The following is a 21,367-nucleotide window of genomic DNA, read 5'->3' on the forward strand; positions in this document are numbered from 1 at the left end:
ATCTTTTAGAATTTAAATAATCCTGTTTCATTTAAAATTACTACAATTAATGCAATTGGAATAATATATCTAACCATAAAGAACCATACTTTAGTTAAGAATGTACCCATTAATGGAACTAATTCACCCTCAACTTTTTCTTTATCCATAAAGTGTCCTATAAACACTACTACTAAAATACCACCAATTGGTACTAAAATAGTTGAACAAACAAAGTCTAACCAGTCAAATAATCCTTTTTCTCCAATCTTTAACATAGGTGAATAATCTCCTATATTTGATAACAATGCAGCAATACCAAGTACATAGAAGAAAACACTACAGATAACAGCAGCTTTAATTCTTGACATATTAAATCTATTCATAAAGTAAGAAACCATTGGCTCTAACATAGAAATAGCTGAAGTAATACCTGCAAATGCAATAGCAATAAAGAATAATAATGCTAAAGTTGAACCAATTGAACCAAATTCATAGAATACTGATGGTAATGAAATAAATACTAATCCAGCACCTTTTGTAGACTCTGCACCTTTATCAAATAGTAAAGTAAAGATAATAAGTCCAGCAACAATAGCAACTAATGTATCAATAACTGAAATTAAAATAGATGATTTTACAATATTAGCTTCTTTTGGTAATGACGCAGCATATGTAATAATAATACCCATACCTAAAGATAAAGTATAGAATGCTTGTCCAATAGCTACAATAATTGCTTCAGATGTTAACTTTGAAAAGTCAGGGTCAAACATAAAATGAACCGCTTTAGAGAAACTATCTACATTTATTGAATAAACAAATAAAATAGCTAAAATAAGTGCTAATAAAGGCATTAAAATTTTATTTATTTTTTCAATACCATCTTTAATACCTCTTAAAATAATCGCAGTAACTAATACAAATACAACTGTGTGGTACATTAATTGTGTTTGAACATCAGTAGTAAGCAATGACATAAAGATATCTTTTGATTGTTCTACTGTTGAAGGAAGACCTTGTAATGAAATTGCAATATAATGGAAAATCCATCCAATAACTACAGAGTAGTATGACAGAATTATTAATGGCACAATTACTATAAAACCAGCCCATTTCCAAAGCTTTTTGTTTCTAACTGCTAAATTCTCAAACATAGAAACAGCATCACTTCTACCTAGCTTACCTATAAGTAACTCTGAAATTAATACAAATACTCCAATAAATAAAGCAGTGATTAAATAAACTAATACAAAGGCTCCCCCTCCATATTCTCCTGTTACATATGGAAATTTCCATACATTTCCTAGCCCTACTGCTGATCCAACAGCGGCTAAAATAAATCCAAACCTCGTAAATCTTGATGAATTCATAATTCTCCTTAATTTAAAAACAAAGATTTTATCTAAAATTAAGTTAAACTATTATGTAACTATATTGTAATTTATTGCATATTAATTTCAAAATTAATTTACTTTATAAACTTATAACTATTAAATAATAAACTAATAACAATAAAAAATATATTCAAAAATATAACCAGAATTGTAACTTCAATACTGAGAACTATTATCATATATTAAGTAAAATAAGTAAAATTTATGGAGGAGATAAGAAAAATGAATAATTTAACAATTAAGTTAAAACTGATTATTTCATTTACGATTGTGTGTATACTTATAGTTTCACTTGGATTATATAGTATATTTGGTATTGATAAAGCTGCTAAAGGCTTTTCAAGTTATAGGGAAATGGCTAAAGATACAGTTCTAGCTAGTAATGTTCAGTCAAATATGTTGATGGTAAGAATGAATGTAAAAGATTATATTCATAACATGAACAAAAAAGATATTGAAGATTTTGAGTTTTATTATGAAAAAACGAAACAACATATCAACAATGCTATAAAAGAGATTGAAAATACAAATAGAAAACCTTTAGTAAAAAAGTTATCTAAAAATCTAGAAGAGTATAGAAAAAACTTTTTTATGGTTGTTGATTATATGGAACAAAGAAATAAAATAGTTTATGGAAACTTAGATATAAATGGTAAGGGAATAGAAACTTTACTTACTAAAGTAATGAATAGTGCTCAAAAGGATAATGATCTAACAGCTTCACTTGAAGCTGCTAAAACTGTAAGAACACTACTTTTAGCAAGATTGTATGCTGCAAAATTTCTAATTTCAAATAAACATGCTGATAATCAAAGAGCTCATAAAGAGTTTAATTTACTAAAAAAACAAATAGTAGTTTTACAAGATGAAGTTCAAGATAACAATAGATTAGAACAATTAAAAGAAGCCACTGCACTAATAGAAATTTATAAAAATGGGCTAGATGATGTTATTGAAGTGATTGATAAGAGAAACAAAGTTATTGAAAGATTAGACACTATTGGTCCAAATATTGCCAATATTGCACAAGAACTTAAAACCTCTATAAAAAAAGAACAAGATACTATTGGTCCAAATGTAGCTGAAACAAACTACAACTTAGAACTTGCTATTAAAATTATTTCACTTATTGTTATATCTATTATATTAATACTTGGAGTTTATATACCAAGAGACATTAACAATCAAATTACACAATTCCAAGAAGGTTTACTAAACTTCTTCAAATATTTAAATAGAGAAATTCCAAATGTTGAAGAACTAAAGAACACTACTAAAACTGAGATTGGTATCATGTCAAGGGTAGTTAATGAAAATATCAAAATTGCTAAAAAGAATATTGAAGAAGATAGAGCAATTATAAATGAAACAGTAGAAGTATTAAGTGAGTTTGAAAAAGGTGACTTATATCAAAGAATTACAACAAATGTAAACAATCCAGCTTTAAATAAACTAAAAGATGTTCTAAATAATATGGGAGATACTTTAGAACATAATATTGATAACATTCTAGATGTATTAGAGCAGTTCTCAAACTATAACTATTTAAATAAAGTTGATACAACTGGTATTAAACAACATTTAGAAAGATTAGCAAATGGTGTTAATAGTTTGGGTATATCTATTACAAGTATGTTAGTTGAAAATAAATCAAATGGTCTTACTTTAAACAATAGTTCAAAAATACTACTTTCAAATGTTGATACATTAAACATTAGTTCAAATGAAGCTGCTGCATCACTTGAGCAAACTGCTGCTGCTCTTGAAGAGATAACTAGTAATATTTCACTTACAACACAAAAAATTACAAAAATGAATGATTTAACTTCAAGTGTAACAAGTTCAGCAAATAAAGGTGAGAACCTTGCACTTCAAACAACTACAGCAATGGAAGATATAAACACTCAAGTTAGTGCTATTAATGAAGCAATTACTGTTATTGATCAAATTGCTTTCCAAACAAATATCCTATCACTTAATGCTGCTGTTGAAGCTGCTACTGCTGGTGAAGCTGGTAAAGGGTTTGCAGTTGTTGCTGCTGAAGTGCGAAACTTAGCTTCTAGAAGTGCAGAAGCAGCAAAAGAGATTAAAGAGTTGGTTGAAAAAGCAACACAAAAAGCAAATGAAGGGAAAAATATTGCTCATAATATGCAAGAAGGTTATGTTTTATTAAAATCAAATATAAATGAAACTATAGAACTTATAAATGATGTATCACATGCTGCAAATGAACAACAAACTGGTATAGTTCAAATAAATGATGCTATAAACTCACTTGATGAGCAAACACAAAAAAATGCAAATATTGCAAGTCAAACTCAGCAAATTGCAACAAACACTTCAACAATTGCAAATACAATTGTAAAAAATGCTGATGCAAAAGAGTTTATAGGGAAGAATGAAGTAAAAGCAAAAACAGAATTCTCTAATAAAACTCAAAACCTTGAAGCAATTAAAAAAAAAGAGATAGTAAAGGAGAAAACAAAAGAGACACAAGAAGAAGAAATTTGGGAAGATTTCTAAAAATAAAGACTAGACAAAAAGTCTAGTCTTTAAAATCTATAAATACAAATGCAATATCTAAAATTACTAAATATATGTTAGAATTATGGAAAAGTATTACGAACATGCATTTCAAAACAATAAATAAAATAGTATTATCATCTGCATTAGCAATAACAACACTATCTAGTAATCAACAAAATCTCAAGAACTAATATATAAAAACTTTGAATTAGAAAAATTTGATGAATATGAAAAAAACTATACATCAGTCCAAGAAGAAATAAAAGAGTTAGAAAAAATTATAGATAAATATACAAGTACTGAATACTATCAAAGTCTTATAACTACTAAAAAGACATTAGTAAAATTAGAAAAAGAAGGACAAGAATATTTATTAAAAAATATGGAAAAAATATATCAAGACAAAAAAAAGTTAGAAAAATATAAACAAGAAATTCTAAAAGAGTGTGTAGAAAATAAAACAACAAATCCTAAAATTCAAAAAGAAGTTTGTGAAAAAAACAAAAGCTCTTTTTTTTGTAATTGAATATAAATAGTTATCATAAAATAAGAACTAGACTTAAAAGTCTAGTTCTTAAACTCACTAAAACACAAAAGCAATATCTGAAATTGCTAGATTATAAATCTGAACTTTCACACCACTACTATCTAAAATAGAATATGTAATAGTTAATTCATTTGGATTTTCAATCTCAGGATTAAGCTTTACAAACTGCTTATATTTATCATAGTCTATAACACTATATACAAACATCGCTTTTTCTTTAAACTTTTCATTGTTGATATATTTATCATAAACTTCTTTGTATAAACTCTCATCATATTTGTCGTAAAAATTCTTTTTATACATAGCTTCACAATACTCTTGCTTTTCATATTTATCAGTTCCGTATGTATGATAATCTTCTGCGATTATTGCTTCTAAGTCAGGGTGGATTTCAAAGAAGTTGTATTTTATATATCCGTTTTCATTTGAAATTTCATGTGTTGTTTTAATCATAAGTTACCTTAAAATTTTTTCATGATTTTAACATACTAAGATTTATATATTATTATATATTTTAAACTATATACTTTTAATACTATTAAAATATATACATATTATATAATTTATAGTATTGAATTTTCATCCTATTTAAAAGAAATTTTTATAAGATTTTTTCAAAAAATTATTTTTTCAAATTTTGCCTAATTTTAGGAGCTATAGAATATTTTCATACATTTTATTTAATATAAATAGAGTAATAAGTAGAAAACATTTTGTAATAGTATAAGTATTTTATAAACTGTTGGTTTTTAAATAAAATATAGATTTATTGTTCTAGTTTATTTTTTATGTAGATTATAAAGAAAATTATTGAAAGATGTTTACTAAATAGCCCTACTCTATTTAGTAAACTAGGTTTAAATTTTAGATTATATGATAGATTTGACCAACTGAAATTCCACCATCATTTAAAGGAATTTGTTTTGAGTAGTAGTATTTTTTATTTTGATTTTCAAGCTTTTTTGTTACTAATTCTAAAAGGGTTTTGTTTTGAAAAACTCCACCACTTAAAACCACTTCTAAGTCATCATATCTATTTGAAATATCAAGGATTATTTGAACTAGTGTGTTTATAAACTTAGTACATATAAGTTGTGTTTGTTTATCTTCTAGCATTTCTTTTATCATTGAGCTTATGTCTATTTCTTCCTCATTTAACGCATAGGAATAAATATCTTTTATTTTTTCATCATAATTTTGCTCTATTAAAAGACCTGTTTGTCCCTCATAGCTTTGTATATGAGCAAGATTTGCAATACTAGAAACTGCATCAAAAAGCCTTCCTATTGAGCTTGTAAGTGGGGCATTTAAACCTTTTTGCCACATAGTATGTAAAAGCTTTATCTCATTTGCACTAAAGGCATTTACGACACTGTTGTTTTGTGATAGAACCTCTTCTAAAGTATAGTTATCAAAAAGAAGAGATAGAGCTATTCTTTTAGGCTCTTTTACAGCCTTTTCACCTCCTAAGAGTTTAAAATACTTTAGATGATAAGCTCTTTTATACTCTTTTTTATTACAAATAAAAGCTTCACCACCCCATATATTTCCATCATCACCATAACCTGTACCATCAAAAGCTATTCCTAAAACATCTTTTTCAAGCTTGTATTCTGCCATAGTTGATAAAATATGAGCATAATGATGTTGAACTTGTACAAGTTTAATATCTTGTGATTTTGCCCATTTTACACTCTCATAATTTGGATGCTTATCACAAACAATAACATCAGCTTCAAAGTCATAAAATCTTTTAAAAGTATCAATAGTTCTTATGAAATACTCAACTGCATCAATAGAGTTCAAATCTCCAATATGAGGAGATAAAATAAGATTATTTTCTGAAGCTATTGCTATTGCTGATTTCTGATTTGCACCAAGAGCTAATATCTTTTTATTTGCTTTTTTTTGTAAGTTTATAGCTGTAGGAGCATAACCTCTTGCATTTCTAAGCTTCAAAATGTCATCATTCACAACTTGTATAACAGAATCATCACAAGCATTTACAATGTCTCTATTAAAATCAAGTACAAAATCCACAACATGACCTAACTTTTCAAGAATCTCATCTTTAAATCTAATAATAGGTTCATCTTTTAAGTTTGCACTTGTTGCAACTAAAGGTTTGTTTGTAAATCTAAAAAGTAAATGATGTAAAGGTGTATAAGCTATAAAGCACCCTAGTCTATCAATACTTGGTGCAACTTCTTCACATAACTTTGTATTTTGTGCTTTTTTGACTAAAACTATTGGTTTTTCTCTTGAGTCTAATAACTCTTCTTCTTTTGAGCTTAAAGCTGTATAATATTTAATAGTCTCTATATTTTTAAACATTACTGCAAAAGGTTTACTTGCTCTATTTTTTCTAAGTCTTAACTCTTTAACAACTTTGCTATTTGTTGCATCACAAATTAGATGAAAACCTCCTAAGCCTTTGATTGCAACAATCTTTCCTTCATCTATATAGTTTGCACACTGTTTTATTGCTTCTATATTTAAAGAAATAGCTTTATTTTTATTATACAAAGTTACATTTGGTCCACAAGACTCACATGCAACTGGTTGGGCATGGTATCTTCTGTTTGCAGGATTTTCATACTCTTCTTTACATTTTTGACATAATTTAAATTCACTCATTGAGGTATTTTCTCTATCATAAGGAACTGTTTTGATTATAGAGTATCTTGGACCACAGTTTGTACAGTTTGTTAAAGCATAATTGTATCTAAAGTTGTTTTTATCATTTATATCATCTATGCAGTCTTGGCATATTGCCATATCTGGTGAGACTATTGTAGTTTTGTTGTTCTGGTTAGTACTTTGTATAATCTCAAAGCTTTTATACTCTTTTATTTTTGTTATTTCTTTTATTTGTAAAGAGTCTATTCTTGCTAAAACTGGGGGATTGTTTTTTAATTCATTTATGAAATTTTCGCAGTTTTGCTCAAAAGAGTAAACTACTATATTTACTCCTTTTTCATCATTGTTAACCCAACCTTTTATGTCATGTTTTAAAGCTAGATTATATACATATGGTCGAAACCCTACTCCTTGAACTATACCTTTAATCTCAATTTGTAAAGTTTTCATCAATCATCCAATATATAAGTTTATTTATAATTGTATAAAAAAATTCTTATTGTAAAATTATTTAGAAGAAGGTTTTAAAGTATTAATTAATCATTCTTCTTATTTATACAATAATCTTTAAAAATCAAACATAAATTGATTCTTTTTTTATGTCATTGTAATGTTTTAAGATTATATTATATCCATCAAGTCTTTCTTGGTGTTGTTTTATAAAGTCTGGATCATTATTCGGAGGGTTCTCAATTTCATTTTCGTGCATTGAAATCACATTAGTTAAGAAATCATCAAAATTTATGTTCATATTATCATAGTCCCAATTCCATTGGTTTTCTGTTTCTACACCAGCATAAAAAGAAGCCTTCAACTCATAACCGAAATGAACTTGTGCTATATTCATTCGTACTTGTCCTAAGATTTTACTTCTATATGAGTCGTCATCTATTTCTCTTGCTGTTCTATATAAAGCTTCATTAAAAGTTTTATCATTTGTTGTTCTTGTAGCAAATAACATATGAACTCCTTGATTTGGTATGTTCACAATTGGACCTTTATTAAATTCTTCTTTAGGTAAGTTAGTTGGAGGGAAAGTATAATCCAAGAAGATTTCTGCTTGATTATAAGATAAACTATCTATTTCAGCCATTGTTACTTTATCATCTTTTAGTATTTCTCTAAAGACTTTTCTATCTTCTTGAGAAAGTGAATCAAAAGCATTATACTTATCCATGTACTTTAGAAATCTTCCTTGCTCATCTACATCTTCTTTTTGTGAATCTTTCAACATTGAAGCGAAAGAGCTTTCTTCTGTTTTTTCTGCTTTTGTTGTGTTATTTGTTTGAGCATAATAGTTTGTATATGTATTATTTGTTACTTGCAAATAAGCTCCTTTTTTATTTTATTAAACTAAACATTAAAGTATTATATATTAATATTTTAATACTGTATTAATTATTAAATTGAGCTATTTTGCTTGTTAGACTATATAATAGCCTAAAAGATATTTAGGCTATTATTTTTAGTAATCTAAAGGATACTCTTTAGGAAGAATGAAGTTATAGTTTTTACTTAGTTTTTTATGTGTTTTTGAAAGTAAGATTGAGTTTGAGAACATATCTCCGCTCATTACTACATCTTTTGCTTTTATCTCTTTTGCAACCTCATCTGTGTAGTTGCAGATAAACTCACTAAGGCTTTCATAAAAAGAGTAAGCTAAAGTAGCATTATCTACATCTGCCATCTTATATGACATGATAGATTGAACTGTTCTTCTATAATCTAGATAATTAACCCCATCTAAATTTACAAGCTTCATATCTATTTGTATTCCACTTTTTATGTTTATACTTAAAGCTGTATCTTCAAACTCTTTTGCTCCACCTTTCATACCTAAGGCTTTTGCACACATATTTATTATAGATTCAAAACCATGAGCATTTTTATCTACACTCATCTCCTCAAAATATGTTGGAAATTTGTTTTTATAGTTTGAAACAAGTCTTTCACAAAACTCATCTATTTCAGCTATTTCTTCTAAACAGTTTTCAAAAGAGTTTATTATATTTGGTATTGCTATTACTTCTTTTAAGCCCTTTGTTGGAAGGTTCATTAAAACTGAGCTTTTATTTGAGTTAGAAGAGAAATAAACTCCTGCACTTGGAACAAGTCTTTTATTGTATTGAGCTAGTATTGCTTTATAAACTCCACCATTTTCATCAAAATACTCTTTTGAAGAGTTAAACTTCTTATTTGCAAGATAGTCAAATTTAGGGAAAAGTCCTTTATCTCCGTGAATGATTAGGTTTTCATCATTAAAGTATGTAACTTTTAGTCCATCTTGATAAACATCATCATTTACATAAAGTATATGAGAAATATCTTTTTGTTTTAAAGCCTGAGCAAATAAAACAGTCTCTTTATCATCAGGTATTTTTGCATAAATAAAGTTTGTAGATGAGTACTCATTTCCTTTATTTTGCAAAAGTTTAAACTTTAGTTTTACAAGAGGTCTTTCTATAGAGCATAAAAGTTGTAAATCTTTTGCATTTACATCAAATAAGTCTGTGATTTTATTTAAATCAGTAATTAGAAGTTTTACTTCATGACCTTTGCTTTCAAACTCTTCTCTTAACTCTTTATTTGGTAAAAACAAATCTTTTAAACCATTGTGTGTTTCAAATCTTGAAACTCCACCTTTTGATACTTTTACTATATCATTTAAAAAGTCAATATCATTGTTTTCTATAATATCTTTGATTGAGTCATTTGTTAGAAGTGTAAGATTTTGTTTTATGTGTTTACACTCTAACTCTTCTAGTGTTTCATCAAACTCTTCTATTACATATGACTTTCCTAAAAAAATCGAAACAGGAAGCTTTTTTTCAAGTAAGGCAAAAAAACTCTCAATATTTTGAGCACTCTCTTCAAGCTTTAAGATTATGAAACCTTTGTATTGTTTACAAGTGGCATTTACATTTGCTTCATCTATTAGTTTATTTATTATGTATTTGAAATATGAGTTAGTTGTGTTAAATTCTATTTTATATATTAGTTGCATATCTTATATCTTCTTCATTTGGAATTCTACTTAAGTGTTCACCATTATAACTACCAATCATGCTTTTTACAATATCTGGAATGGCTATATTATTTACTTTTTTAGTTTTTACACCAAGTGATTCTATCTCTTTTACGGCATTTAAAATAAACTCTTCAAATCTATTTTCAATAGTTTCAGTCAAACCAATACCAACAGAGATTATATCTTCAGGAATAATTCCTAAAATAGTAACTTTAGCATGAGAGTCTAAAACAGATACAATCTCAAGCATTTCAACTATTTCTACTTCATGGGCAGTTTTTCTATAGTTCCCCATACCTAAAAGTACATCAGAAGGAAGTCTATATATCTCACCTGCATTCTCTTCAATAGATACAGTATCAAGAATGATTACATTTTCATACTCTTGAAAATATGTCATTAGTTTAAAACCTAATGTACCACCATCTATAATCTCTAAATCCCCATCAAACTCATAATTTTGTTTTAAATACTCAGAGGCATAAATACCAACACCCTCATCTTTGAAAAGCATATTTCCTACACCAATAACTATATTTTTCTTCATTTTATAACTCCGTTGTTATCTATTTTTTTCTGTATCTCTTTTATAAACACTATTTTTATACTGCTTATAAAAAAGATAAAAACAGGAATTAATCCTGTTTTTTATCCTCTTCTTCTTTTACAAATTTATGTCCACTAAACACAATCCCAATATCCCCTTCTCTCCAGAAGATAGTTCTCCAGATTTGGTAATAAATATGACACATAACCCAAACTAAGATTAAATACATAGCATAGTGATGAGCTATTCTAACTCCCATATTTCCACCAAATACATATAGTGTCCAATCTGTCACTAAGTGAAGCATTGCAGGCCACCAAGCTCCAATTGAACTGTGTCCAGAAGCTAAACCATGTACATATAACTGTAAACCAGTAAATAACATAAATACTAATAGTAAGTGAAAGATTGTAAAAAATACAATATTATAACTATCAGCATGAGAAGAATCAAATTTCTTTCTTCTATTAAATGTAATTAAATTTAAAAACACTTCCCAAAATTCAACAATATTTTGTTTATTTGGAATTAGTTTTTTATAAGGTTTCTCAAATCTTGAAAAGAAATACAAATACCCTATTAAAATAGCTGTAACATCAAAGATAATAGCAGCAATAAAATGCCCCCATCTATTCCATGCCATTACATACTTATCAACAGCTGGATCAGCTATTAATGTTTGATAATAAGGGTAACCAATATATAGCCCGGTTATAACAGCAACTACCATACAAAAAGCATTAGCCCAGTGTATGATTCTCATAGTTCCTGTCATTCTTTCAACCCTTTTTAATTTAGGCACAGCTAGTTCCTCCTATTGGATCTACTTTATAAACACCTAATTCTTTTCCATTAGTATCGATAATATGTACAGCACAAGCAATACAAGGGTCAAAACTATGAACAGTTCTTAAGATTTCTAAAGGTTGATCTGGATTTGCAACTTTTGTTCCAACAAGCGAAGCTTCATAAGCTCCTAATCTTCCTTTATAATCTCTTGGTGCGGCATTCCATGTTGAAGGAACTACCGCTTGATAGTTTGCAACTTTTCCATCTTTGATTTTAACCCAGTGACCTAAACCACCTCTTGGAGCCTCAGCCATACCATAACCTTGTGCATCACCAGATACAGAATCAAAGTCAAACTCTGTCCATGTAGATAAATCACCCATAGCAACATTTTTAGCTAACTCATCACACCATTCCATCATAACATCACACATAAGTTCAGTTTCAATAGCTCTTGCAGCTGTTCTTCCTACTGTTGAGAATAAAACTTTTGTTGGTAAGTTACCATTTTTTAAGAAAGTAGTTACATATTTAGAGATTCTCTCATCACCTTTTGCAACACCTACAATCATTCTTGCAAGTGGTCCTACTTCCATTCTCTCATCATCATATAATGGTGATTTAATCCAAGAGTATTTATTTTCAGTATCTAAGTAAGCGATATTATTCTCTTTTTTACCAAAACCTGTAAAGTTTGGTTTAGTCTCACCATCGTATGGGTGAAGGTTTGTACTTCCCTCATACCAAGCATGAGTTACATCTTCAGTAATCTTCTCTTGATTTACTTCATATACTTTTGATAAATCTTTATTTTTTACAATACCTGATGGGAATAATTTAGAAGCTTCATAGAATGGTAAATCATCCATATTAAAGTCACCATAAGACATGAAGTTACCTAAACCTCCACCAATTCCTTCAAGTGCTTCATCAGCATACATAGTTCCAGCCATATAAACATCTGGTAAATATGCTTGTTTTGTAAACTTTCTTCCAGCTTTTAGTATTTGTTTAAACTCAGCAATTCTTGCAGGATTTTTAATATCTTGAACACAAGTTACACCACCAACAACAAATGATTGTGGGTGTGGGTTTTTACCACCAAAGATAGCCATCATTTTTCCAAGTTCTCTTTGGATTTCTAAAGCATCTAGGTAGTGAGATAAACCAATTAAGTTTTGCTCAGGAGTAAGTTTGAAACCTTTTGATCCCCAATAAGCATTTCCAAAAATACCTAATCTTCCTTGCTTGATATACTTTTCAACTCTTTCTTGAACAGCTTTATAGTTATCTTCACTTGCATTCCATGGTTTATCACCTGCAACTTTTGCCCATTTTTGTGCTTCTGCTACAGTTTTTTTAGGATCAGCTTTAAGTGCTTCTGTAATATCAACCCAATCAAGAGCATGTAAGTGATAAAAGTGAACAATATGGTCATGTACATAAAGTGCACCTTGGATTAAGTTTCTCACTAACCTTGCATTCTTTGGAATTGTTACATTAAACGCATGTTCAACTGCTTCAATAGATCTTTGATAGTGAGTACCTGTACAAACACCACAAATTCTCATTGCAAGTAAACCACAATCTCTTGGGTCTCTTCCTTTTAAAATCTCTTCAATACCTCTAAACATAGTAGAAGAAGAGTATGCATCTGTTACAACATTGTTTTCATCTATAATTGCCTCAATTCTAAGATGTCCTTCAATTCTTGTAATTGGGTCAATTACTAAGTGTTTTTTTGCCATTATTTATCTTCTCCTTCTTCTTCACCTGATTTTTTACCTGCTACTATACTTGCAACTGCATGAACACCAATACCAACAGTTGTTGCTGTTAATAAACCTAATCCAAACTCATCAACTGTTTTTTCAACACCACCAGTTGGAGCTTTAATATTTGCATTTGCCATTGGTCTTTGATATGCATATTTATCCCAAAAGTCTGGCTCAGAACATCCAATACATCCATGACCAGCACCAATAGGCCAGTTTGTTCCTTCGTTATATCTAATAATTGAACAGTTATTAAATGTCATAGGACCTTTACAACCAACTTTATATAAACACCAGTTGTTTTGTGCACCAATATCTCCCCACTCTTCTACAAACTCACCTGCATCAAAGTGTGCTCTTCTTTCACAGTTATCGTGAATTCTATAACCAAATGCAAACTTAGGTCTTAATAGTGAGTCTAACTCTGGAACTTGACCTGTTAAAATATAGTGTAAAACAACACCAACCATATTTGCAGGATTTGCAGGACAGGCAGGAATATTAATAATAGGCTTACCTTTTACAATATCCATAACACCAACAGCACCAGTTGGATTTGGAGCAGCAGCAGGTACACCACCAAATGTTGCACAAGTACCAACAGCAACAACAGCAGCACAATCTTTTGCAATTCTTTGTAAATGGTCGTGGAAAGTTTCACCTGATGGACCAATTGTTCCATAGTTACCATTCATTCCCATTGGAATTGAACCTTCAACAAATAGTAAATATTGACCTTTGAAGTGTTCAATTGCTTCATCTAATTGATGTTCAGCATCATGACCCGCACCAGCCATTAAAGCATGGTGGAACTCTAAACTTAATACATCAAATAATAAATCATCAACTGTTGGAGCACTACTTCTTAAAAGTGCTTCTGTATTACCAGCACAATCTTGAAGTTCTAACCATACAACAGGAACTCTATTCATAAGTTCAGTTGCTTCAGCAACTAAAGGAGCAAACATAGGAGGTAACATAAGTGTTGCAGTTGTAGCACTAACCCACTTCATGAAATCTCTTCTGTTTACCCCTTCACTTTCAATTACATCCATCATATCTATATCTTTAAGTGGCTCTTGTGCTCTTAAAGTAGATAATCTTTCTTTAGCTTTCTCAAATAAAGAGTTATAATATTCGTCACCTTTATTTGTGTCCACTCTACCTGATTTTTGGGTAAAAACTTTTTTTACCATCTCTGTAGAATCAATCATATACTTCTCCCTAAAAATGAATATTCATTTACTATTGTAAAATTAACAATATGAAACTTATTCTTTACTTAATAATATTCATGGATTTATAGCATTAAAATAGCTTTTAGTATAAGATTTTTGAATACTTATTCACCAAGTAACCATTAGATGGTTATTTTATGAATGATTATTCATATATAAAGCTGAAAGATGGCTTTTATAATAGAATTATTATTTACAAAATATTTTTTATTATGTTTAAAAAGGTAACAGTTATTTTATACTAATGAGTTGTGCAAACAGAACATACATCAAAACTTCTAAGTACAATTTTTGCGATTTCTAAAGAAGGAGAGCCAATAATAGCTTTTTGTGCCACTCCTTTTTCATCTTTGATTTGTGGTCCTAAATTCCAAACAGTTGGAGTAATAACATCATATTTTGTGATAATTCCCTTTTCAATTGAGACATTATGATAAAGCGAACCTCTACAAGCTTCAACAACTGATTTTGCATTTGCTTTTGGTATATCTTTCAATGAAATTTTTGGTTTTATATATGACTCTTCACTTATATCCACTTGTTTGATTAGCTCTTTTGTACTATGTAAAAGATAAGCTATTTCATCAACTCTAGCCATTACTCTTGTAAATACTGAATCTTTATAAGATTTATGAAGTTCATAAATAAACTCTCTATTTGATATCATTGCACGAGAAAGAGGTCCTGTTTCATAAAACATTGAGTTATAAGTAACTGCTTTTGACCAAGTATGTTTCTGTTTATTTTGAATATCATCTTCAACAACAAATGTTAATTCATTATTCTCTTTTATTTTATTTAAATCAAGTTTATTTGTAAGCCTTTGTCTAATCTTACCTTTTCTTGAAATAGTAGAATCACTTAACGAGATGTATCTATCATAAGAAGTACCATATTTTTGTAAAGAGTATTCAAAACTTAAATTTGTAAAGTATTTTAAATCACCATTTAAAAGATTTAAATCATCAACACTATTAAAAGATAAGTATTTATCAAAACTAACCCCTGCAATAGAAGTTTCAAAAAAGTTTACTGCTAAATCCAAATAATTAATCATTGAAGTTAAATCAAGTAAAGTGGGATCACTAACCACTCCACCTGGTATAATATAAGAAGTATGTGGCCACTGACCACCTATAATTGCTAAAGCTTTTATAGTTTCACTTGCTGTTTTACAAGCTTCTAACCATTTTTTACCTTTTAGCGGTGCATACTCATTTAAGTCATTTTGTTTTAGTTTAATTACATCAGGTAAAATAAACATATAAAACCATTTAATATGTGAATCAATTATTTCAATATTTAAGCCAATTTCTCTTAATATTTTTGCTTTATTTGTAATAACTAGTTCTTCATTTACACTTTTGTAGATATTTTCTAAAACTTCAACAGTTGCTTTTAAGTGAGCTTGTCCACAAATACCACAAATTCTTGGAGTATAAACTAAAGCATCTAATGCAGACTTGCCTTCTAGGATATATTCAAACCCTCTGAAATTTAAAAAATCAATTTGTGCATCTTTTACTAAGCCATCTTCCCAAGTACAGTTAAGTCTTGCTTCACCTTCTATTCTCTCTACTATATCTACTGTTTTCAAAATTAGTCCATTAATTTTTTATTTAATCTATCAATTTTAAAAGTTTTAGCAACACCTGTTATTGAAAGATAAGCACGCTTAGGAATTCCAAGTGGTACATCTAAAGGAATTCCAATATTTTTCTTTGTTTCAAGCATATTTTCTCTTGGAAAATCTTTCTCAGTACAACCAATACATGGCATTCCAGCTCTAGTTTTAGAACTTACATCATTCCATAAAATCTTATTACAAGAACTATGTGTCATAGGTCCTCTACAACCTTGGTCATAAAATAAGCATCCTTCTTTCTGACCAAAATCTCCTTCAACCTTCCATTCAAAATACTCATTTCGTGTACAGCCATGATGTGCTAAATTACTATAAAGCTCTCGTGGTCTTTTTTCATCATCTAAATCCATCTTTCCAAAACTATTTAAAGAAAAAACTGTTTGAAGTATCCACTCTGGATGAACTGGACAACCAGTAAGATTTACTATCTCATGTTTTAGATTTTTATATTTTTGCGTGTCTATAATTTCTTCAACACCAAAAATATCACCGTTTTGTTCAAACTTTTTATGAACTCCACCATAAGAAGCACATGAACCTACACTTATAATATAACTAGCTTTTTTAGATAACTCTTCTAAGATATTTTTTGTTGAGTTTTTATTAATTGAATAATATTTTTCATCAGAAGTAATTGAGCCTTCAACTAATAAAAAATCAATGTTTTTTAGTTTTAAAATATCATCTAAAGAAGTATCTATGGTAAGAGATGGGTGATAGATAAGATTAAAGCTATTTAAAAATAGCTCTAACCTTGAAGAATTTGCACTTAATAATGAATGAGTATTACCATTGCAAGTTATTGCTTGAAACCAAACAATAGTTGGTTTATTGTTCTTCATACTTTAAGGCTCTAAATATATTATCGGCAATAGAGTCAGAGTATTCTAAGATATCTTTGTCAAGAACAGCTTCACCTGAAAGAAAAGCAAAACCTCCTAAACAACCCATAATCATTGCAAATGCAGGGAAAAACTCTTGTTCTCTAAACTCTTTGTTTTGAGCACCTTCATCTAAAAGAATCATAACTTCAGTTACAAACTCTCCTACACATAAAAAGCCTTCACAACCTTGTTTGAATACTTCTCTATTTGATAAATATACTCTTAAAAAATACTCTACAACTTCTGGTGAGTTTTTAACATTTTCAAAATAGTTTCGTACAAAAAGATATACTTTATCTTTTGAAGAGATATCCATTTGATTTATTTTTTTAAGTTCAGCTGCTAAAATATTAGTAGAATATTTTATAGCATATTTAGCAAGTTCTTCTTTTGAAGAAAAATAATTATACATATTCCCAACGCTCATTTTCATGGCTTTTGCAATATCTGGAATTGTTGTATTATAAAAACCTTTTTTAGAAAAAAGCTTTAATGAATTTTCAATAATAGAATTTTTTTTAGTCTCTTTTGCAGTAGATATGATGAATCCTTAATTATATTAAAATAGTGTCCAATAATACAATATTTCTAATTAATAGTGAATGAGTTTTCATAAAAGAGTTTTTATATTTTGAAATCTTGTTTTGAAACAATTTTATATTTTGTATTCATAAATTCAAACTCAAGACTATGTGCATGAAGCATTAATCTCTTAGCTTTTGTAAGTCCAATTCTTTGTTCTAAAGAGATTTCTTTTCTAAGTAACTTATCACAAGACTCTTCACTTATTCCATATATTGGATCTCCAACTATTCTATGTCCTATTGAGTCTAGATGCACTCTTATTTGATGTTGTCTTCCCGTTATAGGAATAGCTTTTACCAAAGTAATATCTTTTTGTTTATTATAAGAAATAGGTTCTATTTTTGTTAATGACTCTTTGCCGTTTTCTGAAGTTATCATTTTTAGTTTTATTAAACCTTTGCTATTGGCTATTTTACTATCTATACATAAAGACTCATTTATCTTTCCTTCTACATAGGCTAAATAATTTTTTGTATATCTCTTTTCCTCAAACATACTATTTAAAACCATTTGACTATATGGATTTTTTGAAACTAAAACTAAACCTGAAGTTTGGGCATCTATTCTATGAACCAATGAGGCTTCTTTTCCTAAATGAAACTCTATTTCATCTAATAGTGTATATTCATTATCAATTGCACTTGGATGCACTTTAAGTCCAGATGGTTTATCAAAAATAGCAAAATGGAAAGTTTCAAATAAAGGTTTTAAACCTTTTGTTATTGCTTCAAAAACATAAAGATTTATATAGCCATCTTTGATTGTTTCATTTTTTTGTAGTCGTTTATTTTTACCATTTAGAATTTTTCCTTTTGTTATTAGACTCAAAATAGTTTTTTTGTCTAGATTTGTTTCTTGAAGTAAAAACTCTTCTATTTTCATAGTTTTAGTAACAGTAAGTTTTTTTTTGATATATGGCAATTAAAAACCTTTTATTTTTTTTGAATTATACACAATAAAAATAAAATTTAAATGGTTTGAAGGAATATATGAAAGAAAATATTTAGAAAAAACAAAGAGGGAATCCTCTTTGTTTAGATAAAAGATTAAGACTATCTAGAAGCCATTAATCCTGTTAATTGCTCTTGAGAAACTTGGTGGAAGTTTAAGTATTTATAAACACCATCTTTGTTTTGCTCAGTAATTTTAGCAGGTACAATCTCCATGTACTCTTCTTTAGAAGGTAATCTACCTAATAAAGCAGATACTGCTGCCATTTCTGCAGAACCTAAGTAAACTTTAGAGTTTTTACCAAGTCTGTTGTCGAAGTTTCTTGTAGATGTAGAGAATACAACTGAACCTTCAGATACTTGTGCTTGGTTACCCATACATAAAGAACATCCTGGCATTTCAAGTCTTGCACCAGCTGCTCCAAAGATTGCGTAGTAACCTTCTTCAGTTAATTGAGCTTCATCCATTTTTGTTGGTGGTGCAACCCATAATTTAGCAGCAACTTCACCTTCACCTTTAACAACTTCACCTAAAGCTCTGAATAATCCGATGTTAGTCATACAAGAACCAACGAATACTTCATCAATTTTAGTAGGTCTGTTTTCATCAGCTAAGATGTTAGATAATGTATCAACATCATCTGGATCGTTAGGACAAGCTAAGATTGGCTCAGTAATTTCATTTAAGTTAATTTCGATAGTAGCTGCATATTCTGCATCTGCATCTGGAGTAATTAACTCAGGGTTAGCTAACCATTCTTTCATTTTGTCAGCTCTTCTTTGAAGAGTTCTAGCATCTTCGTAACCTTCTTCAATCATTTTCTCAATTAATGCGATGTTTGAAGATAAGTACTCAATGATTGGTTCTTTATCTAATTGAACAGAACAAGCTGCTGCTGATCTCTCTGCTGCTGAATCTGATAATTCGAATGCTTGCTCAACTTTAAGATCTGGTAATCCAGCAATCTCAATGATTTTACCAGCAAAGATGTTCTTTTTGTTTTTCTTAGGAACAGTTAATAATCCATCTTGGATTGCTTGGTAAGGAATAGCGTTAACTAAATCTCTTAAAGTAATTCCTGGTTGCATTTCACCTGTAAATTTAACTAATACAGACTCAGGCATAGTTAATGGCATAGAACCAGTTACACCAGCGAATGCGATAAGACCTGAACCAGCTGGGAATGAAATACCAATTGGGAATCTTGTATGAGAATCTCCACCAGTACCTACTGTATCTGGTAAACATAATCTATTTAACCAAGAGTGAATAACACCGTCACCTGGTCTTAATGTAACACCACCTCTAGAGTTGATGAAATCTGGTAAAGTATGTCTTAATTTAATATCTGCTGGTTTTGGGTAAGCAGCAGTGTGACAGAATGATTGCATAACCATATCAGCACCAAATGATAATGCTGCTAATTCTTTAATCTCATCTCTTGTCATTGGTCCAGTTGTATCTTGAGAACCTACAGTAGTTGCGATTGGCTCAACGTACATACCTGGTTTAACACCTTCGATACCACAAGCTCTACCTACCATTTTTTGTGCTTGAGTATAACCTTTACCATTATCTTCTGGTTGTTGTGGAGCTAAGAATAAATCAGATGCACCTAATCCTAAAGCTTCTCTAGCTTTAGCAGTTAAACCTTTACCAATAATTAATGGAATTCTACCACCAGCTCTCATTTCGTCAGTTAAAGTGTTTGGAGATAAGTTAAACTCAGAAACAACTTCACCGTTCTTTTCGATTACACCAGCGTATGGCTTAACAACAATTTCATCACCAGTTTCTAATGCATCAACTGGAGCTTCGATTGGTAAACATCCTGAATCTTCTGCAGTATTGAAGAAAATTGGAGCAATAATAGAACCAATTACAACACCACCAGTTCTCTTATTTGGAACACCTGGAATATCTCTACCCATGTGCCATTGAACAGAGTTGATACCTGATTTTCTTGAAGAACCAGTACCTACAACATCACCAACGTATGCTAATGGGTTACCTTTTTGTCTTAATTCTTCCATAGTTTCAAGTGGGTTTTCCATTCTTGATTGTAACATTGCAGTTGCGTGTAATGGAATATCAGGTCTTGTAAATGCAACAGTTGCAGGAGATAAATCATCTGTATTTGTTTCACCTGGAATTTTGTAAACAGTTAATTTAATTTCTTCTTCTAATGCTGGCTTGTTAGTGAACCACTCACCATTTGCCCATGACTCGATAACTTCTTTAGCTTTTGCATTTCCAGCGTCAGCTAAATCTTTTACATCATTAAATGAATCGTATACTAAGATAGTGTTCTTTAATTGAGTAGCAGCTAAATCAGCAACTTCTTCAACTTTAAGAGCTTCAACTAATGGAGTAACGTTAAATCCACCCATCATTGTTCCTAAAATTTCAACAGCCTCAGACTTAGAAATTACAGAACATGCAACATTTCCTTGAACAACGTCATTTAAGAATGCAGCTTTAACGTATGCAGCATCATCAACACCTGGGTTGATTTTGTTTTTAAATAATTCTAAACAGTACTCTGCTTCCTTTACAGAATCTGCTTTTAATAATTCTATTAATTCAGCAGTTTGCTCAGCAGTTAAAGCTAATGGAGGTAATCCACCCTCATTAAGTCTTTCTTGCGTGTGTGCTTTGTAATCAGCTAATAAACTCATATATTATCTCCTATTTGATTTAAAAAGTTTGGAATCATTATAACATAAACAAAAAAATTAGTATGTACAAAAATTGCAAACTATTGTACAAGTTTTAATTTATGTAAATAAAAGTTACAAAATTAGCTGTCATTAAGCTATTTTTAAAAGGATGCCCT

General features: G+C 29.5%; 16 protein-coding genes. 2 read left to right on the plus strand and 14 right to left on the minus strand.

The features are described 5' to 3' along the window. Positions 1-5: 5 nt before the first annotated feature. Positions 6-1,352 carry a sodium-dependent transporter gene (locus ACH5BF_RS06700; protein WP_423273441.1) on the minus strand — a complete coding sequence of 449 codons (1,347 nt, stop codon included), beginning with the start codon at positions 1,350-1,352 and terminating at the stop codon, positions 6-8. Positions 1,353-1,598: 246 nt separating this feature from the next. Here ACH5BF_RS06700 and ACH5BF_RS06705 point away from each other — a divergent pair, with 246 nt between their 5' ends. Both ACH5BF_RS06705 and ACH5BF_RS06710 read left to right on the plus strand, forming a co-directional pair. After that, on the plus strand, positions 1,599-3,899 hold the full coding sequence (locus ACH5BF_RS06705; protein WP_423273442.1) for a HAMP domain-containing methyl-accepting chemotaxis protein: 2,301 nt from the start codon (positions 1,599-1,601) through the stop codon (positions 3,897-3,899). A 385-nt stretch (positions 3,900-4,284) separates the two neighbouring features. Beyond that, positions 4,285-4,428, plus strand: a complete 144-nt coding sequence (locus ACH5BF_RS06710; protein ID WP_423273443.1) for a hypothetical protein — start codon at positions 4,285-4,287, stop codon at positions 4,426-4,428. Positions 4,429-4,485: 57 nt separating this feature from the next. On the opposite strand, the gene ACH5BF_RS06715 is transcribed toward ACH5BF_RS06710, so the two are convergent. The 13 genes from ACH5BF_RS06715 to ACH5BF_RS06775 form a co-directional block, all read right to left on the minus strand. Further along, the gene (locus ACH5BF_RS06715; protein WP_423273444.1) at positions 4,486-4,902 is read right to left on the minus strand and encodes a hypothetical protein; all 417 of its coding nucleotides are present in this window, start codon (positions 4,900-4,902) and stop codon (positions 4,486-4,488) included. Positions 4,903-5,313: 411 nt separating this feature from the next. Then, positions 5,314-7,539 (minus strand): carbamoyltransferase HypF, encoded by a 2,226-nt coding sequence (hypF, locus tag ACH5BF_RS06720; RefSeq protein WP_423273445.1) that lies wholly within the window; start codon positions 7,537-7,539, stop codon positions 5,314-5,316. A gap of 124 nt (positions 7,540-7,663) precedes the next feature. Next, a complete protein-coding gene (locus ACH5BF_RS06725; protein WP_423273446.1) occupies positions 7,664-8,416 on the minus strand; it encodes a hypothetical protein in 753 nt (250 codons plus the stop codon). Between the two features lie 138 nt (positions 8,417-8,554). Further along, positions 8,555-10,093, minus strand: coding sequence for a Kae1-like domain-containing protein (locus tag ACH5BF_RS06730; RefSeq protein WP_423273447.1), 1,539 nt, complete (start codon positions 10,091-10,093; stop codon positions 8,555-8,557). Next, complete coding sequence (locus ACH5BF_RS06735; RefSeq protein ID WP_423273448.1) at positions 10,077-10,664, minus strand: HyaD/HybD family hydrogenase maturation endopeptidase; 588 nt, start codon at positions 10,662-10,664, stop codon at positions 10,077-10,079. The genes ACH5BF_RS06730 and ACH5BF_RS06735 overlap by 17 nt, the downstream gene beginning before the upstream one ends. Positions 10,665-10,752: 88 nt before the next feature. Further along, positions 10,753-11,439, minus strand: coding sequence for a cytochrome b/b6 domain-containing protein (locus ACH5BF_RS06740; protein ID WP_423273500.1), 687 nt, complete (start codon positions 11,437-11,439; stop codon positions 10,753-10,755). A 19-nt stretch (positions 11,440-11,458) separates the two neighbouring features. Beyond that, entirely contained in the window at positions 11,459-13,201 is a 1,743-nt protein-coding gene (locus ACH5BF_RS06745) for a nickel-dependent hydrogenase large subunit (RefSeq protein WP_423273449.1), read from the minus strand. Beyond that, on the minus strand, positions 13,201-14,442 hold the full coding sequence (locus tag ACH5BF_RS06750; RefSeq protein WP_423273450.1) for a hydrogenase small subunit: 1,242 nt from the start codon (positions 14,440-14,442) through the stop codon (positions 13,201-13,203). Before ACH5BF_RS06750 ends, ACH5BF_RS06745 begins: the two co-directional genes overlap by 1 nt. A gap of 265 nt (positions 14,443-14,707) precedes the next feature. Continuing rightward, positions 14,708-16,063: a nickel-dependent hydrogenase large subunit gene (locus tag ACH5BF_RS06755; RefSeq protein WP_423273451.1), complete on the minus strand. Its 1,356-nt coding sequence runs from the start codon at positions 16,061-16,063 to the stop codon at positions 14,708-14,710. Between the two features lie 2 nt (positions 16,064-16,065). Beyond that, positions 16,066-16,953 carry an NADH-quinone oxidoreductase subunit B family protein gene (locus tag ACH5BF_RS06760; RefSeq protein WP_423273452.1) on the minus strand — a complete coding sequence of 296 codons (888 nt, stop codon included), beginning with the start codon at positions 16,951-16,953 and terminating at the stop codon, positions 16,066-16,068. Next, positions 16,940-17,539 carry a TetR/AcrR family transcriptional regulator gene (locus ACH5BF_RS06765; protein WP_423273501.1) on the minus strand — a complete coding sequence of 200 codons (600 nt, stop codon included), beginning with the start codon at positions 17,537-17,539 and terminating at the stop codon, positions 16,940-16,942. Before ACH5BF_RS06765 ends, ACH5BF_RS06760 begins: the two co-directional genes overlap by 14 nt. A gap of 80 nt (positions 17,540-17,619) precedes the next feature. Further along, complete coding sequence (locus tag ACH5BF_RS06770; RefSeq protein WP_423273453.1) at positions 17,620-18,501, minus strand: RluA family pseudouridine synthase; 882 nt, start codon at positions 18,499-18,501, stop codon at positions 17,620-17,622. A 131-nt stretch (positions 18,502-18,632) separates the two neighbouring features. Continuing rightward, a complete protein-coding gene (locus tag ACH5BF_RS06775) occupies positions 18,633-21,209 on the minus strand; it encodes a bifunctional aconitate hydratase 2/2-methylisocitrate dehydratase (protein ID WP_423273454.1) in 2,577 nt (858 codons plus the stop codon). Between the last annotated feature and the right edge of the window lie 158 nt (positions 21,210-21,367).

The organism is Arcobacter pernae (assembly GCF_049472135.1).
GTDB lineage: Bacteria > Campylobacterota > Campylobacteria > Campylobacterales > Arcobacteraceae > Arcobacter_B.